This is a genomic window from Ensifer adhaerens (assembly GCF_028993555.1).
Taxonomy (GTDB): domain Bacteria; phylum Pseudomonadota; class Alphaproteobacteria; order Rhizobiales; family Rhizobiaceae; genus Ensifer; species Ensifer adhaerens_I.
The window spans coordinates 1,167,743-1,184,066 of the sequence record NZ_CP118611.1 but is presented as its reverse complement, the minus strand read 5'-3'; the positions used below and the strand labels follow the sequence as shown (position 1 = coordinate 1,184,066).

Sequence of the window (16,324 nt, the reverse complement as noted above, 5' to 3'; positions counted from 1 at the left end):
ATTGTCAATCGGACGTTGGAAAAGCGCTGCGAATTTGACGCGCATCAAAGTAGAGGGGGCATCGGGGGCCTATTTCTCTGTTCGAACAACCCGAGCACGGGCTGGTCGCTCAAATGGAGAAGACGATGTTGAATGCAATCAAGAGCGGATTGGGTATCGCCATCGCGGCAATGCTTGTCGCAGCACCTGCAGCCGCCGCAGACTTCGAAGTGCACATGCTGAACAAGGGCAAGGAAGGCGCGATGGTGTTCGAGCCGGCGTCGCTGAAGGTTGCGCCCGGCGACACGGTCACCTTCATCCCGACCGATAAGGGGCACAATGTCGAAACCATCAAGGGCATGATCCCGGATGGTGCCGAGGCTTTCAAGAGCAAGATCAATGAGAACTACAAGGTGACCTTCACCGCACCCGGGGTCTACGCCGTCAAGTGCACGCCGCACTACGGTATGGGCATGGTCGGCGTCGTCCAGGTCGGAGACGCCCCTGCCAATCTCGATGCCGTGAAGGCTGCCAAGAACCCGAAGAAGGCGCAGGAGCGCCTGGATGCCGCCCTGGTGGCGCTTGGAAACTAAGCACCTGGCTACGCTTCGGAGCGGGGTGGGGACAGGCCGCTCCAGGCGTCCGCGCACTGGGTGAGGCGCGGCGCCATCATGCGGAACCAATGCGAAGGCTTCGCGTTGGTTCCGCATGGATCAGATCGCCGCCGAACTATTCCCGTCTTCACAGATTTCCTATCCCGTCATGTTTGCGCGCATTCTCGGCGCGCTATTTTTTGGTGCGATCATCGGCTTCGAGCGTGAAGCAAAGGCGCGACCAGCGGGCCTCAAGACCCATATGCTCGTCTGCCTTGCCGCGTGCACCTTCGGCATCATCTCACTCGAAAGCGTCCGTCTCGGAGGCTTCTTCGACGATCGCGTCCGCCTCGATCCGCTGCGGGTCGTGGAAGCGGTGACCGCGGGCGTTGCCTTTCTCGCCGCCGGCACCATCGTGCTTTCCAGGGGGGAAGTTCAGGGGATAACGACCGGTGCCAGCCTCTGGCTCGCGGGGGCCATCGGCCTTGCTGTGGGCTTCGGTCAATGGGTCGTCGCCGGCTTTGCAGTTGCTTCTGCCTTCTCTGTCCTCTTCGTCATCGGCTCCATCGAGGCGCGGGCCATGTGCTACGAAAAGCCTGATGTGGAACCGCGGGACGAGGCGAACGATACCAACGCCAAGCGTTAGGTTTGGCTTCCACGCGATGCGATCGAGCGCCGGCCATCTCGTCAAAACTCCATGCCGGCCGAGTGCCATGGAGGGAAAGTCTCTGGCGCGCCCGAAGCGTCCTGTTTACAGTCCGCAACGTTAAGATCAGGCTCGTTGCAAAACGGAATATGTCTATTCAAACAACCTATTGCGTGAACTCTTTCATCCAATTGCCTTTGCGGTAGCCGAAGCGGCGGCTCCACACATCGGCGGCTTGGGCATGCGGCGCTCTTTTTGCCGATCGCGGATCGCGCAAATCTGTTCGGCAATTTCTGTCGGAACCGCTAAGGTCGACAGACGCTGTATCAAGGAAGGTTCGATGGATTCTACCGGTTCCTTTGCTGCCAAATTGCTATCGGCGACCTTGCTGTTCGACCAGACGTCCTTGTCCGCATTGGAGGCCCTGGCCGCCAACTCCGATCGCAGGATCTTGCGCCGTGGTGAAATTCTCGTCCGTGAGGGAGACCGCTCGGACCGCTTCTTCGTCGTTTTGTCGGGCCGCTTCACGGTGCACCGGGAGGGTGTTGCGCAGCCCGTCGCCGAGATCGGCCAGGGCGAGCTCGTCGGCGAGGTGGGCTTCTTCGCCGCGCTGCCGCGCATTGCCACAGTGATTGCAGCGCGTGATTCCATCGTACTCGAGATTCGCGACGATCAGTTCGAGCGGGCCGCCAAGGCGTTGCCCAGTCTGCGCCAGTCGGTGACGACGTTTCTTGCGCGCCGGTTCGCCATGCAGTCGCCAGCGCAGGCGCAGACCAAGCAGCCCTGCAGGCTCCGGACGCTGGCAATCGTTCCTGCCGGCCGCAGTCGGATTTCACCTGATTTTATCGCACAGCTCCGCGCTGCATTTGCGCATAAGCGAGCCGTGTTCCTGACCCGAAGGGACCTCGAAGACCGCTTCGCCAGGCTTCCGATCGACGATCAGTCCGTGCTCGACTGGCTGAACCATCTCGAGATCAAGGCCGACATCATCATTTATGTCGCCGACGACGAGCCAAGCGAATGGACGCGTGTGTGTATCCGCCAGGCCGACAACGTCCTGCTGTTCGCCGACGCATCCGATCCACCCGGCCTCAGTTCCTGCGAAGCGCTGGCGCTCTCGGTCCACACGCCGTCCAACCTTCGGCTTGTGCTTGTCCACAGGACGCGCGCGGCAACGGTTTCCGGAACCGCCGCCTGGCTCGATGCACGGCCCGGCGTTCGCCAGCATCACCACGTTTCGCTGGAAGATCGGCAGGATGTCGAACGTCTGGTCCGGTTCATATCGGGTGAGGCGAGGGGCTTCGTTGCCGCCGGCGGCGGCTCGCTCGGCTGCGCGCATATCGGGGTCTATAAGGCATTCGTCGAGGCCGGAGCGTCCTTCGACTATCTCGGCGGCACCAGTTCCGGAGCCGCGATCATGGCCGGGTTCGCGAGAGGATTGGACGCCGACGCGATCGACCGGGGAACACACATCATCTTCGTCGAGAGCCGCGCCTTTCGTCGTCTCACCTTGCCGCAATATGCGCTGCTCGATCACAAGGTGCTCGACCGCACGCTGCAGGCGGAATATGGCGACGTTCTGATCGAGGACCTCTGGCTTCCGTTCTTTGCTCTGTCGACCAATCTCAGCAGCCGGCAGGCGCATGTCCACCGTCGGGGAAAGCTCTGGCAGGCTGTCAGGGCGTCGGGCTCGATCCCCGGCGTCCTGCCGCCGTACTTTACCGCCGAAGGCGATATGCTCGTCGATGGCGCCATCATGAACAATCTGCCGCTGGAGCAGATGAAAGACCTCAAGACGGGGCCCAATGTAGTCGCCAGTCTTGGGTCCGACGGACCAAGAAAACATCATATCGACTATGACAGCATCCCTGGGGCGTCCGAACTGGCGGTGCGGATGCTCACACCGTTCGGCCGTGCCAACCTGCCGAAGGTCCCGAGCGTAATCCAGGTGATTACGGCCAGCGTATTGGCACACAGGCCGGAAGAGCTCATGCTCGGTGAGCGCGATCTCCTCGTCTCCCCGCCGATGTCGAACGCAATCGGGTTCATGGACTGGAGCCGGCATTCCGAGCTCTACGCCGACGCTTACGACTGGACGAAGAGATGGATCGAGAACCGTCTCAGCGAGAGCGATCCGAAGCTCCTGCAGATACTCGGCATTCCGCCTGGACACGACCTGTCGCAGTCGATCGTGAATGGCCGGGACCGGTCCGCCCTGTAGCAGGCCCCACCCTCCGGTGATAGGAAACGTGGCGGTGAAACTGGAGTTCCGGATGAATTTGATCGCTCATTCCGAATTGTCACCGTCCTCTTGCGGTTGTAGTATTTTAGGATAGCCTTGTGGGGGATTAGCCCACATCGGCTATCCCGTTTGGTGGTGAGAAAGATCAATAAATAGAGAGCCCTCGGACAAGAAGCGGCTCATACTCGAAAGTGCTTCGTCCCCGAATTGGTATGCCGATCGGGTTCCCTTGGATGTACCTGCGGGACGTCTTTGGCATGCAGCGCACGGCAGGCGTGTGCCCCGCCACAGTGTTCCCATTTGCTTGAAGTGGATCGACGCGATGCCTGAGAAAAAAGATCTAGACCCAACCGCAAACCCCTTGAGCGCCCAGGACTTGAGAATGCAGATGCTGCAGCGCGAGATGGAGGAAATGGACAAGGAGCGGCGGCTGAAAGCCATCGAAGAGCAGAAACACGCCGACTTTGCCGCCGATTTTCTCAAGAAACATGTGACCGAAGAGGAAATTGGGATCGTACGCCGCCTTGTCACGAACGCCGTCAAGGCCGGAAAGTTTGAGGCGATGGTTTATAGCTTCCCCTCCGAGCTTTGCACGGATAGCGGACGCGCCATCAACAGCGGCGACCGCGACTGGCCCAACACGCTGCAAGGCAAGGCGAAAGAGTTTTTCGATCGCTATCAAACCTATGGCAAGCCGCAGGGCTACAAGCTGAAGGCGATGATCATCAATTTTCCGGGTGGTGTGCCCGGCGATGTCGGGTTCTTCCTGAACTGGGCTCCGGACAAGGCCTGAACGCGATCAAGCCAGGTGTTGGATGGCGCGCCGGCACCGGAAGCGCTATCAGGGAGCGCTCAATCGATGCTGTAGGCCGGCGCCGGAAGGCGCGGGCCTACCATTCTAGAAAACGTCAGGCACGTTTCTGCGAACGTGATCGTCCGCTACGAAGCCATCAGGTCGCTTCTGGCGCTTGCCGAGGTCCGGTTCGGAGAACTTCACGCGCTCGTAGGGGATCGAGGCGAGAATGTGCGAGATGCAATTGATCCGCGCCCGCTTCTTGTCGTCTGACGGCACGATCCACCAGGGGGCATATTCCGTGTCCGTCATGCGGATCATTTCGTTATAGGCCCGGGTATAGTCCCACCAGCGCTGATAGGATTCGACGTCCATGGGGCTGAGTTTCCACTGGCGCAACGGGTCTGCGATGCGTTGGCGGAACCGGCGCTCCTGTTCCTTTTCGCTGACGTCGAGGAAGTATTTCAGCAGGACGATGCCGCTTTCAACCATTGCCGCTTCGAAGCGCGGCGCGAGTTCAAGGAAACGCCTGGCGCTGTCATCCGTGCAGAAACCCATGACGCGTTCCACGCCCGGGCGGTTGTACCAGGACCGGTCGAAGATCACGACCTCGCCGGCTGCCGGCAAATGTTGAATGTAGCGCTGCATGTATATCTGCGACTTTTCCCGCTCCGTGGGTGCGGGCAGGGCCGTAACCCGGAAGACGCGAGGGCTGACGCGCTCGGTGAGCCGCCTGATCACGCCACCCTTGCCTGCGGCATCGCGTCCTTCGAAGACGATGACGATGCGGGCGCCGCTCTTCTTCACCCAGGCCTGCAGGTGTGCGATCTCCTCCTGCAATCGGGCGAGCTCCCCGTCGTAGTCCGCGGATGACCGTTCCTCTGGTGCTGCTGCTTCGGCAACCTTGTCGGCGCCGTTCTTGTCCTTATTCTTTTTCTTGCCTTCGTGCTTTCCCATCGTTCCCTCCCGTTTCGATACTGCGTGCTGTCTTCACGGCGTTGGAGTTCGCAGCGATTTCGCCGTCTGCCGCCTTGCCTTCGCCGTACCGGGCCTCGTAGGCGTCGAGCGCGTCCTCCATGCCCTCGAAGATCATGGTCGGCCCAATTCTTTCGAGGATGCCGGCCCGGTCGAGCAGGGCGCGGGCATCCGTGTGCAGTTCGGCCAGACCGAGCGCGATGTCGCTGGCCTTCAGTTCGTCGGCCAGATCCCCGAGCATCTCGGCGGCGGTGCTGTCGATCTGGGGGATCGCGCTGGCATCAATCACCAGCCAATGGGCCGGCCGCGGCAGTTCATCGGCAATGGCCGTCAGCCGCTCCCGCACATAGTCCGCATTGTAGAAAAGCAGGCTGTCCTGGATCATGCAGGCGCCGAAGCCCGGCACCGGACGGGCGTCCGGTGCGCGGTGCAGCTTGTAGAAGCCGTCCCGGCCAGGAATCCTGCCGAGCAGGGCGTCGTGCGGATACATGGTCTGCAGCAGCAGATAGATCAGCGTTGCGGCAATGGCGATGACCACGCCGTTCAAAACGCCGAGGCCGATCGGTCCCCACAGTGCAATCAGGGCAAAAACGAACTCGATCCGGTTGACGCGCCAGATCCGCCTGAGCCCCCCGATGTCGATCAAGCTGATTGCCGTTGCCGCGAGAATTGCACCCAGCGCTGCAATTGGCAGGACACGCAGTACGCCGCCGAGAAACACGAGCACCGCCATGAGGGTGGCGGCCGCGACCAGGCTTGCGATTTGCGAACGGCCACCGACAGCAAAGTTGACGGCGGTGCGGGAATCCGAAGCCGTGACCGGAAATGTCCCGAACAGGCCGGCGGCGAAGTTTGCCGCACCGAATCCCGTCAGTTCTTGATTCGGATCGACCCGATAACCGCCGAGCGTTGCGAAACTACGCGCGGTGATGACGCCGGCGCCGAAACTGACAAGGAAGATGGCGGCTCCGCCCGTCAGCAAGGCATCGATCGGCAGGTTCCCGATGCGCGGCAGGATGAGCGACGGCAGCCCTTGCGGTATATCGCCGACGACCGCCATTCCTTGGCCTTCGAAGTCAAAGAGAAAGGAAAGCAAGACCGCCACGAAAACGACGATTACAGGCCCCGGTATGGGCGAGCGATAGATGCGCGCCGCTTGCAAGAGGGCAAAGCAGGCCAAGGCGAAGGCCAGGGTCGGCCAATGGATCGAACCGGCTTGCCGCAGGAGTTCAAGAACAGGGGATACCAGTCCCTCGGACTCGATATTGACGCCGGTAACGCGCTTGATCTGCCCAACCAGGATCGACAGCGAGATGCCGGCGAAGAAGCCGGTCAGGATCGGGCGGGACAGAAAGGTAGCCAGCACCCCGAGCCGCACAAGGCGTGCAAGCAGACAAAGGATGCCGACGATCAGCGCGAGTAGGGCGGCCGCCGTCACCCGGTCGACTGTCGCGCCAGATGTAGCGAATACGGTTGTCAAAACCGCTGCCAACACGGTCATCGTCGCAGCGTCCGGTCCAACGATGAGCTGGCGCGATGGGCCGAAGAGCGCATAGGCGATGAGCGGCGTTATGCTGGCATAGAGGCCCGTTTCAGCGGGCAGTCCGGCTATAGCGGGGTAGGCGATGGCGCTTGGCAGCCCGACGGCGGCGATCGCAAGTCCGGCGGAGATATCGCTGCGCAGCCAGCCGACGCGATAACCATCGAGGTTCGCGAGCAACGGCAAGCGAGGCAGATTGAATGGCATGCTCGGGCCCCCGGACTATGCCTCCCCTGCCGGCAACGGGCTCTGCCGAGCGAGAGGGTCAAACCAATCGACCATAGCATTGGGTATATTAGGGATGCAAAACTTTTCGTTTTGCCTGACGATGCACGATGCGCAAAAGTTGCACGGTCCGCTCGGCAGAAGCCTCCACAACGTGTGTCGATCTTGAGTCGCCAGCGACGGGAGCCCCCGATTGTCACAGTTGGACGCGCGAACCCGCTCCGCCGGATGACTGAAGGGCGGTGACGGCGTGCCCTGACGCGTCAAGTATCCCGCGGCTGTCGCTGGTCCATATCTCCTCCGCTTCCATGACAAGGTACGTCGAAGATGCAATCCTCTGCCAGAAAGTGAGGCAGACATCACTCACTTCGCAGCGCGCACCACCCGTTATGGCCCTGGACGCTGCCGCTTACTCCGACGGCCTGCTCGAAGCCGCACGCCTGGACGATCCGCCGCGAATTCCTGCCTTGGTCGCAGGGGCGTTGGAAAGGCTGAAGGCCCGACGCAAACATTATTCAACATAGCGCTTGAGCAGCATGACGTCCCACCGACGAACGGCGCGCCGCAACGAAGCTGCCGCCGGATCGCCAGGCTTCCGTGACGGAGCGTTGAGCGCGCGACCGAGGCGCAAGACAGTTCGGCACGCCGGACGGCGCAGTCCATGGAAACACCGTCCGGGCGTCGTTGTTAAACCTTGGGCATCACGCCCTTGTTGACAAGCCATGTCTCGAAGGTGCCGGGGCATCCTTCGTTGAGCCATCTTCCCCGATAGGAGAAACCGGGGTTGGCGCGGCCGCCGCCGACGAAGCCATCGTCGTAACGACCGATCGCACCGACTGTCTTATGCATCTTTCCGGGATGTTTCTTCTTGGCCTTTGAGAATTTCACTGGATGCCCCCTACGCATTACAACCGAGAAGTCATAGCGTGTCACAGTGCACGCAGCCGTCAAGGATTAGACAAATGCGTAAATGGGGTTAGCGAATTGGCCGACATACGCTCGGCCGGTAGCCACATGCAAAACCTCCCGCGCCAACAGCCTACACGTCGCGCGCGGCTCAGAAGGGCTGCGGGCTACGGTTTGACCGTGGTGCGTAGCCGTGTCGTTGAATTCTTCCGAACTGCCTCCGGAAAGTCCGCAGCAGTTTGGTGCTACGGTCGGGGTGTCTCGACGACGTCTGCATCTTGCACGACCGTGCAATAGAACATGACGAGCGCAAGACTCAATTGCTTCGGATGCCGTGCAGAAAATACATGACGCTAATGTCAGCATCGCGATCTCCTTCGGCGTCTGGAACCCCAGGCACTCGCGCGGGGTGGTGTTGAGGCGCTCGCACAATGCACGGATCTCCCGAGTGGGCACATCTAGGACGCTGGTCTCTGGCGGCAGGTAGCGCCGTACACGCTTGTTGGTGTTCTCAACCGTGCCTTTTTGCCAGGGCGCTTGTGGGTCGCAGAACCAGACCGATGTTCCCATGCCTTTTTCCAGTTCGCGCCACGAGACGAACTCCAGGCCTCGATCAAACGTCAGGCTTTGCCGGGCGTGTGCGGGTAGGGCGCCTAGATGACGTATCAGCTGCCCCATAATCGGCTTCGAACGCCTGTCGTTGTTACGGAACAGAACCGTATAGCGGCTCTTGCGCTCCACGACGGTGGTGACGTTGGCCGATCCATGCTCCTTCCGGAAGATCATCAGATCTGCCTCCCAGTGGCCGAAGTCGCTGCGGGAGTTGACGTTGTCTGGCCGATGGCGCATTCGCTTGGAAAGACTAGGCTTCTCGGCTTTCGAGCATATCGGGGACGTCGCTTGCGCCGTCGTTCCGGCAAGTGACGCCCCAACTGTTGGTCCTGACCTTCCGGAGAATAAACGTACTGATAGATCGTCTCATGGCTCAGTCGCGCCGAGGACGCGCGGATAAGCCTCAGGCGTCCTGAGATCCGTTCCGGTGACCAGCCATCCTTCAGACGATCGATACCCGTGGCACAAAGGAGCGGGTCGTGCAAAAGCTTGCGGGAGCGTCGACGCCGATCCTCAGTCATCTGGTGCGCCGTCACGTGTCAGTAACCTTCCGCAGGGGGAACCTCACGGTCATGCCAGAAATTCCGCCGCAGCTCGCGGCAGATGGTCGAGCGGTCTCGGCGAAGCGTCCGCGCCGCCTGGCGATGGCCGATTTGTCTCTGTTGCATTTGAAAATGGAAGCCGCCCAGCCAAAGCACAATGTCACAGCTATTTAAAGCTGAGACAAAGTAATCAAATTAGAAACGCGACATGATCCTATCGTTTATTACTGCGGTTTCAAGTGAACATATTTGCATAATACGCAGACGCAAGCCGCCGTCCGGGTGGAGCTGGTCAGGGTTGCGCAGCCCGGGCGGCGGCGGATGGCTCTAGTGGCAAAATAAACTTTAGCTTTGACACCCCGATCACTCCGCCGCTTTCAGCTGCGCAAGGGCTTGCCGCCGCTTTGCGATAACCACAGGATCCTGGGTAAAATCGGTCTTCCGTCCTGGCTTGGTGCCACGCTTCTGATAGCCATTGCCTTGGCTGCCATCGCGAATGCCGAACATATGATCCGTTTGCCCAGTCCGACGCGGACCGGCTTTGCTGCGTTGTTGCTCTCGGCCGGCCTGCAGCTCAGCGACGATCGAAAGCATGTCATCCAGCCGTTTGTTCTCGACCACATCAGGGCGATGCACGGACCGTAACGTGTCGAACGTCCTGTAGGGCAGGGTGGCTTGCCCGTCTGTGATCTCCAGGCGTCCGTCGGGATAGTCGCAAACCACAACCTTCTTGCCAGCCAGCGCCGCTGCGCGATCTGTCGGATCGAGAATGAACATCACCTTGTCATAGCGCAGCGTCAACGAATTCGACAGCTTCCGAACCTCCTTGCGGCACATCGCACCATCGAGGTTCTCATGCGCGGCAACCGGCCGATGCATGTCCTTCGGATTGCGCGGCGCCTTGCCAAAGCGGCGATTGAAGTCGGCCATGAACTCCGGCGCATAGGCATTGGCCGCCGCGATCGTGTCGATGCCGCGCAGCCGCAATTCCTTCACCAGCCGATCCTGCAGCGTCTGGTTGGCGCGCTCCACACGGCCTTTCGCCTGAGGAGTGTTGGCGCAGATGATGTCGATGTTGAGCTCATAAAGCGCCCGACCGAATTGCGTCAGACCGCTCGTGCGGTCCTTCTCCGACGCATGCGTGCTGCGAAAAACGCCGTGCTTGTCGCTGTAGAACGCAATCGGCTTGCCCCATTGCTGCAAATAGGCCTTCGTCGCGTGCAGATAGTCAAAGGTGTTCTCTGAAGCCGCAAAGCGTAAGTGCAGAAGCTTGCCGGTCGCATCGTCGATATAGACGAGCAGGGCGCATTTGCGGCCACGGCCCTCGAACCACCAATGAAGCGAGCCGTCGATCTGAACCAGTTCGCCCAAACAATCGCGCCGCCGGCGCGGCTGGAAGACCCGTTTCTTACGCTCCCGGCGTGATAGCCAAAGTCCGGCTTCCATCATCCACTGACGCAGCGTCTCCTTGCTGACGGAAACCCGATGGCGTTCGATCAGCTTCTCGGCCGCCAAGGTCGGACCGAAATCCACGTAATGCTCACGCACCAGGTCGAGCACCAGGTTGCGGAAATCCTCGCTGTGGCGCCGGTTGCTCGGACGGCCGCGCTTCTTCGAGACCAGTCCGTCGCCGCCGGCCAGGTCATAGGCCCGCAACAGCCGGTGGACCTGACTGCGGCTAAGACGAAGCAACTCGGCCGCCTCGACGACACTCAGGCTGCCACCGCGAATCCGCTGAATGAGTTCAAGGCGATGCAATTCTTTCTGCGACATGACGATCAAACAAGACATGACGACTCCGAACACAGATGGCCTTGGCCATGATGCAAGTCGCGATCTTGCTCCCCAACGCTGACCTTCGACCAGCATCCCAAGAGGCGACGACTGTCGCATCTCTAACTGGCCTATGTGTCGCATTTCTAAAATGCCACTACACACAAAGATCACATAAGATAGATTATGGAACTTATTTACTTGCCGGAATACATAGATCGATGCCGACCGCATCGAACCGAGGCCCCATTGCCGACGGCACTCTGTCAGCGGTGCTGCAGGCGTTGAGATTGATGTTTTCATCGAGATCAACCAGTCAAAGGCCGGTGCGTCTATAGGCTCAACCGTAACTGCCGATTGCCCAGAACCGGGATCGACTATTCCTGTGAAATCGGTCTGCTTGAACCAGGGATGGGAAACAGAAGGAAAACACGGAGAAGCCTTTGGTGCTGATAGCGGCGACGGCTCTCGTGTCAGGCTTCACCTCCGTCATCAGCCCATTGCAGACACCCGAGTTCGATCGCGCAGCGGCGTGAAGCTGAAATTGCACACTCGGACCTCTGCGCTTTGGCGACGATGGGCGAAGCGGATCACGACGGGGCAACCTCGCTGCCAAGCCGCAATACTTCCGAGATGAGCAGGTTGAGGTCTTCCAAGCGGGTACGGTGGTTGCAGATCGCCGCACGCAGGCAATGCCTCCCTCGGATCGTTGTGTCGGAAAGTGCTGCCACACCGGTTTCCTGCAGACGCAACATGATCTCGACATTGATCTCTTTCAGCCGCTCCTCGCTTTGACCTTCCGGCGCATAGCGGAAGCAGACGATGTTGATTTCAGGCTCCGTGAGGAGTTCCAGCGGCGGATGCGAGCGCACGAGGTCCGCAAGGAAGGCCGCCTGTGCGATGTTCTGGTCGATCAGGCGGCCAAACTTGGCAACGCCGTGCTCCATCAGCGCCATCCAGACCTTGAGCGCCGCGAAGCCACGACTGGTCTGCAGGCCGAACTCGTGGAGCCACTCGCCGGAGGCGATGCCGCGCGACATGCCCTGGAGATATTCAGGCGAAACGGCGAACGCGTCCCGGTGCTTCACCCGGTCCCGCACGAGCGCGCAACCGACCTCGAACGGGGCATGAAGCCATTTGTGCGGGTCGAGCGCGACGGAATCCGCCCGCTCGATGCCCTTCACACGCCAGGCGTTCGCAGGCGAGATCGAAAGTAGCGCACCGATACAGCCGTCGACATGGAGCCAGAGATCTTGCTCTGCGGCGATCTCGGCCAAGGCGGCGAGATCGTCTACTGCACCGGAATTGACCGTACCGGCGGTGCCTATGACGCAGGCCGGCCTGAAACCGATCGCGCGATCCTCTTCGATCGCTGCGCGAAGGCTCGCAAGGTCGATCCGGTAGCGGCTATCGGTCGGGATCCGCCTGAGCGCCTTGTTGCCGAGGCCGAGCGTCTCGACCGCCTTGCGGTGGCAGGAATGGACCTGGTCGGAGGCATAGAAACGCAGGGGCTCCTTGAGGGCAGAAACCCCCTCCTCGCGCAGATCGATCCCTGCCATGGCGTTTCGGGCAACCGTCAACCCGACCAGATTAGCCACCGAACCACCGCTGACCAGCGTACCACTCGCTGTCTCGGGAAAGCCGATCATGTCGCGAAGCCAGCCGACGACCTGCTGATCGGTCAGCGCAGCGGCATGACGCCCTCCCCCGAGATTGGAACCCTGGATCGCGGCAAGGAAATCCCCGAGTGCCCCTGTGAAGTTGCCGGAGCCCATGTACCAGGACCAGAACCGCGGATGGATGTTGCCCATCGGATAGGCCAGCACCGTTTCCTTGACCAGTGCGTACACATCCTCGATCGGGGTCGGCTGTTCTGGAACCGGCGCCCGGAACAGCGCTTCGACCTCCGCAGGCAGCGGCCGCCAAACCGGACGCTCGCGCGCCCGGCCGACGTGGTCGACGGCATCGTCGACGATCCGACGGGCGAGCGCCGCGACGGACGACCAGTCCGGCGGATCGAGGGTTTCCGGAGGGATCAGGCGTTCCGGCTGATTGAGCGATTCCTCGCTCCGGTCCAGCGATTGCGCGTCCATCGCTCTCTTCCTTTACTCGGCTGCGAGTTGAAAGCCGGGTGTTGATCGCGACAGCTCCAACTCCTCGACATCCATGTCTGCAGGAATCGTTTCGAACAGTGGCGTCGACAGATAGCGCTCGCCGGTGTCGGGCAGCATGCAGAGGATCACCGAGCCCGCCGGTGCGCGTTCCGCGATCTGACGCGCGATGCCGAAAGTCGCGCCGCCCGAAACGCCTGTGAAGATGCCCTCCTTCTGCGCCAGCGCCTTTGCCCATTCCATCGCCTTCGGACCGGCAATCGGGATGAGTTCGTCGTAGTAGCGGTTGTCGATCGCTTCCTGCAGGACGTCCGGTATGAAGTCCGGTGTCCAGCCCTGGATCGGATGCGGCTCGAAGGCGGGATGGCTCGCGACCGGCGCACCACCCGTGCCGCGCTGCTGCACATGGCCGCTGCCGAGCAGTTGAGCGTTGGCGGGCTCGGCAAGGACGATCTTCGTCTCCGGCCGTTCACGACGCAGCACGCGAGATACGCCGACGAGCGTGCCGCCTGTGCCGTAGCCGGTGACGAAGTAATCGAGGCGGGAGCCAGCGAAGTCGTTGACGATCTCCTGGCCGGTCGTCGCTTCGTGGATCGCAGCGTTGGCTGTTGTCTCGAACTGTCGGGCGAGGAACCATCCGTTCTTCTCGGCGAGCTCCGCTGCCTTCCGATACATGCCGAGACCCTTCTCGGCGCGCGGCGTAAGCACAACCTTGGCTCCCAGCATGCGCATCAGCCGGCGACGCTCGACGGAGAAACTGTCGGCCATGGTGACGACGAGCGGGTAGCCTTTCTGCGCGCAGACCATCGCCAGCCCGATACCGGTATTGCCGCTGGTGGCCTCGACCACGGTCTGCCCGGGCTTCAGCTTACCGCTGCGTTCCGCGTCTTCGATGATCGCAACCGCCAGCCTGTCCTTCACCGACGAAGCCGGGTTGAAGAACTCCGCCTTTACATAAATGGTCGCATTGCCGACGCTGAGATTGTTGATGCGGATCGCCGGCGTATCGCCGATCGTCTCCAGCACGCTGTCAAAGAGCCGCCCGCGGCCGCTCGTGGTTCTCTGTCCTGAATTCGTGGGCATGGATCCTCTCACTCTTCCGGATGCTAGGTTACGCGAGGGATGCTAAACTGCCGGCGTGGGAGCCCGCGTGGGAGTGCGCATGGGAACGGATGGACCGGACGTGGTTTTTTCGGCGCGGGAGCTGGAACTGCGGCTCCTCGGACCGATGAAGCTCATGCGCCGCGGCGTGGCCATACCCCTGCCGCCGTCGCGCAAGGTCCGCGGGCTGCTCGCCTATCTGGCGCTCGCGCCCGGTTCCGTTCCCCGTGAGCGGCTCTGCGATCTGCTCTGGGGAGTGCCGAGCGACCCGCGCGGTGAATTGCGCTGGAGCTTGAGCAAAATCCGCTTGCTCATGGACACGGATGCTCGCCGGCGCGTGATCGCCACAGGCGACCGGATTTCGCTCGACCTCAACGACTGTGAGGTCGACGCGCTGCAGCTCATAGAGGCAAGGCGGCGCGGTGTCCGCAATCTCGATTTGTCGGAACTGCGGACGATCGCTGAGCGGAGCAGCGGCGATCTCCTTGAAGGCGCCGACATCGGCAATTGCCCCGCCTTCGAACACTGGCTGACATCGCTCAGGAGCGAGTTTCGGCTGTACAGTCTGGAGGTCGCGGCGGAAATCGGCAAGAAGACACCCATCGGCGGGGATGATGGCATGCCGGCAGCCCGGCAATGGCTCGACCTCGCACCGCTCGACGCCGGAGCGAACATCCGTTTCCTGGCGGAACTGTGCCACAGGCGGATGATCGACGCCGGCCACCGGCATCTCGATGCGGCGGCGCGCCTCTTTGCCGATGAGGGCGAGGATTTCGCACCGATCCGCGAGGCATGGGAGCGCCTCCGGCGCCCGCCCCGGCAATCGCCCGTGACGATCATCTCTGACAGCGTCGGCGAACCTGTCGAACCTGCACGCATGGTAGGCTCGCGCCGCGCCTCGATCGCGGTGATGCCGTTCCGTGAACTTGCGCCAGACCCGGGTGGACGGTCCGATCTCGGCGGCGCGATAGCACATGACGTCATCAGCAAACTGGCGCGCTTGCGCAGCCTCTTCGTCATCGCTCGCGGGTCCGTCTTTGCGATCGCCGGCGAAGGGCTCGAACTGCAGGAAATCGGCCGCCGGCTCGGCGTCGATTACATCGCGACCGGCTTCCTGGAACAACACGATCACGGGATCGGGGTCACCGTGGAGGTCGCCGAGGCTGCGACCGCACATATCGTCTGGACGGAGCGCTTCGAGGCACGCTCCGCCGAGCGCTTCGCCCTCCTCGACGAGGTCGGTAATAGCATCGTCTCGTCAATCGCCGCCGAAATTGAGAACGAAGAGCGTAACCGGGCAATCCTGAAGCATCCTGACTCGCTCGACGCCTGGGAGGCCTATCACCGCGGCCTCTGGCACATGTTTCGTTTCACCGCCGAGGAAAACGCGCGTGCCGCCGAGTTCTTCCGTCTCTCGACCCACCTCGATCCGACCTTCTCACGCGCCCATGCGGGGCTTTCCTTCACACACTGGCAAAAGGCGTTCCAGCGCTGGGGCGACCGCGACGCCGAAACCCGGGAGGCGTTCAAAGCCGCGGGGCAGAGCCTGTTGGTCGACGATCAGAATCCGGCCGCACACTGGTCTATGGGGCGCGCCCTTTGGCTGACCGGTGACCATGATCAGGCGGTGCGCGAACTGGAGCACTCCGTCCATCTCAGCCCGAACTTTGCGCTTGGGCACTACGCGCTCGCCTTTGTTCACTCGCAGTCAGGCGATCCCGCGGCGGCGATCGCCGCTTCCGATCATTCACGGCTCTTGAGCCCCTACGATCCGCTTCTCTTCGGTATGCTCGGCACCAGGGCGATCGCCCTCATTCGGTTGGGCGCCTTCGAGGAAGCCGCCAGCTGGGCGGTCAAGGCGGCCGCCCGCCCGAACGCACATGTCCACATCCTTGCGATCGCCGCCCACTGCCTCGCCCTTGCCGGGCGCCTCAGTGAGGCCCGCAACTACGCCGCCCGCATCCGCCACCAGAACCCGAACTATCGAACGGACAACTTCCTCGACACGTTCCATTTCACACCCGACGTCATCGCCCGATATCGCGAAGCGGCTGGCTTGATCGGGTTGGCGACCTGAATGATCGGACAGAATGGAGCAGAGCCGACGGCCTGGCCGCGTGCGATGCCAGCCGGATCGACATCTCGGTCAAACGACGGGTGGATGCCACCGAGTTCGTGAAGATTGCGCTCCGTTCCTTGCCTTGGGCCGGATGCGGCCTTTCCGGCCAGCGAGGTCTTTGCCGCAGACAACAACAGCGCGCCTGCCGGAACAGGCGCGCCAAGACC

The 16,324-nt window shown here is 61.7% G+C and carries 11 protein-coding genes and 1 pseudogene; 5 read left to right on the top strand and 7 right to left on the bottom strand.

Going from position 1 to position 16,324, the window contains the following annotated elements:
* Positions 1–125: 125 nt before the first annotated feature.
* The 4 genes from PWG15_RS25575 to PWG15_RS25560 all read left to right on the top strand — a co-directional run bounded on the left by PWG15_RS25575 (position 126) and on the right by PWG15_RS25560 (position 4,253).
* Positions 126–572 (top strand): pseudoazurin, encoded by a 447-nt coding sequence (locus tag PWG15_RS25575; protein ID WP_425536817.1) that lies wholly within the window; start codon positions 126–128, stop codon positions 570–572.
* Positions 573–687: 115 nt separating this feature from the next.
* The gene (locus tag PWG15_RS25570; protein WP_275026904.1) at positions 688–1,218 is read left to right on the top strand and encodes an MgtC/SapB family protein; all 531 of its coding nucleotides are present in this window, start codon (positions 688–690) and stop codon (positions 1,216–1,218) included.
* A 340-nt stretch (positions 1,219–1,558) separates the two neighbouring features.
* Complete coding sequence (locus PWG15_RS25565) at positions 1,559–3,439, top strand: patatin-like phospholipase family protein (protein ID WP_275026903.1); 1,881 nt, start codon at positions 1,559–1,561, stop codon at positions 3,437–3,439.
* Between the two features lie 343 nt (positions 3,440–3,782).
* Positions 3,783–4,253, top strand: coding sequence for a histidine kinase (locus tag PWG15_RS25560; RefSeq protein ID WP_275027211.1), 471 nt, complete (start codon positions 3,783–3,785; stop codon positions 4,251–4,253).
* Positions 4,254–4,358: 105 nt separating this feature from the next.
* Here the strand turns inward: PWG15_RS25560 and ppk2 are convergent, their stop codons facing one another.
* From ppk2 to PWG15_RS25525, 7 genes and pseudogenes are all read right to left on the bottom strand, one after another.
* Entirely contained in the window at positions 4,359–5,210 is an 852-nt protein-coding gene (gene ppk2 / locus PWG15_RS25555; RefSeq protein ID WP_275026902.1) for a polyphosphate kinase 2, read from the bottom strand.
* The gene (locus tag PWG15_RS25550) at positions 5,179–6,975 is read right to left on the bottom strand and encodes a SulP family inorganic anion transporter (protein ID WP_275026901.1); all 1,797 of its coding nucleotides are present in this window, start codon (positions 6,973–6,975) and stop codon (positions 5,179–5,181) included. Before PWG15_RS25550 ends, ppk2 begins: the two co-directional genes overlap by 32 nt.
* A gap of 705 nt (positions 6,976–7,680) precedes the next feature.
* Positions 7,681–7,842, bottom strand: a complete 162-nt coding sequence (locus tag PWG15_RS25545) for a hypothetical protein (RefSeq protein ID WP_275026900.1) — start codon at positions 7,840–7,842, stop codon at positions 7,681–7,683.
* Between the two features lie 411 nt (positions 7,843–8,253).
* Positions 8,254–9,179, bottom strand: a pseudogene (locus tag PWG15_RS25540) (IS30 family transposase); the annotation flags it as partial.
* A gap of 237 nt (positions 9,180–9,416) precedes the next feature.
* On the bottom strand, positions 9,417–10,844 hold the full coding sequence (locus PWG15_RS25535) for an ISNCY family transposase (protein WP_275023789.1): 1,428 nt from the start codon (positions 10,842–10,844) through the stop codon (positions 9,417–9,419).
* 572 nt (positions 10,845–11,416) lie between these two features.
* Positions 11,417–12,919, bottom strand: a complete 1,503-nt coding sequence (locus tag PWG15_RS25530; RefSeq protein WP_275026899.1) for a pyridoxal phosphate-dependent decarboxylase family protein — start codon at positions 12,917–12,919, stop codon at positions 11,417–11,419.
* A gap of 12 nt (positions 12,920–12,931) precedes the next feature.
* A complete protein-coding gene (locus PWG15_RS25525) occupies positions 12,932–14,020 on the bottom strand; it encodes a PLP-dependent cysteine synthase family protein (protein ID WP_275026898.1) in 1,089 nt (362 codons plus the stop codon).
* 79 nt (positions 14,021–14,099) lie between these two features.
* On the opposite strand from PWG15_RS25525, the gene PWG15_RS25520 reads away from it, so the two are divergent.
* A complete protein-coding gene (locus tag PWG15_RS25520; RefSeq protein WP_275026897.1) occupies positions 14,100–16,115 on the top strand; it encodes a transcriptional regulator in 2,016 nt (671 codons plus the stop codon).
* Positions 16,116–16,324: the final 209 nt, after the last annotated feature.

Excerpts from the sequence above, each read along its gene's own strand:
- PWG15_RS25575 (WP_425536817.1), top strand. The coding sequence starts at position 126 with ATGTTGAATGCAATCAAGAGCGGATTGGGTATCGCCATCGCGGCAATG.
- PWG15_RS25570 (WP_275026904.1), top strand. The coding sequence starts at position 688 with ATGGATCAGATCGCCGCCGAACTATTCCCGTCTTCACAGATTTCCTAT.
- PWG15_RS25565 (WP_275026903.1), top strand. The coding sequence starts at position 1,559 with ATGGATTCTACCGGTTCCTTTGCTGCCAAATTGCTATCGGCGACCTTG.
- PWG15_RS25560 (WP_275027211.1), top strand. The coding sequence starts at position 3,783 with ATGCCTGAGAAAAAAGATCTAGACCCAACCGCAAACCCCTTGAGCGCC.
- ppk2 (WP_275026902.1), bottom strand. The coding sequence starts at position 5,210 with ATGGGAAAGCACGAAGGCAAGAAAAAGAATAAGGACAAGAACGGCGCC.
- PWG15_RS25550 (WP_275026901.1), bottom strand. The coding sequence starts at position 6,975 with ATGCCATTCAATCTGCCTCGCTTGCCGTTGCTCGCGAACCTCGATGGT.
- PWG15_RS25545 (WP_275026900.1), bottom strand. The coding sequence starts at position 7,842 with ATGCATAAGACAGTCGGTGCGATCGGTCGTTACGACGATGGCTTCGTC.
- PWG15_RS25535 (WP_275023789.1), bottom strand. The coding sequence starts at position 10,844 with ATGTCTTGTTTGATCGTCATGTCGCAGAAAGAATTGCATCGCCTTGAA.
- PWG15_RS25530 (WP_275026899.1), bottom strand. The coding sequence starts at position 12,919 with ATGGACGCGCAATCGCTGGACCGGAGCGAGGAATCGCTCAATCAGCCG.
- PWG15_RS25525 (WP_275026898.1), bottom strand. The coding sequence starts at position 14,020 with ATGCCCACGAATTCAGGACAGAGAACCACGAGCGGCCGCGGGCGGCTC.
- PWG15_RS25520 (WP_275026897.1), top strand. The coding sequence starts at position 14,100 with ATGGGAACGGATGGACCGGACGTGGTTTTTTCGGCGCGGGAGCTGGAA.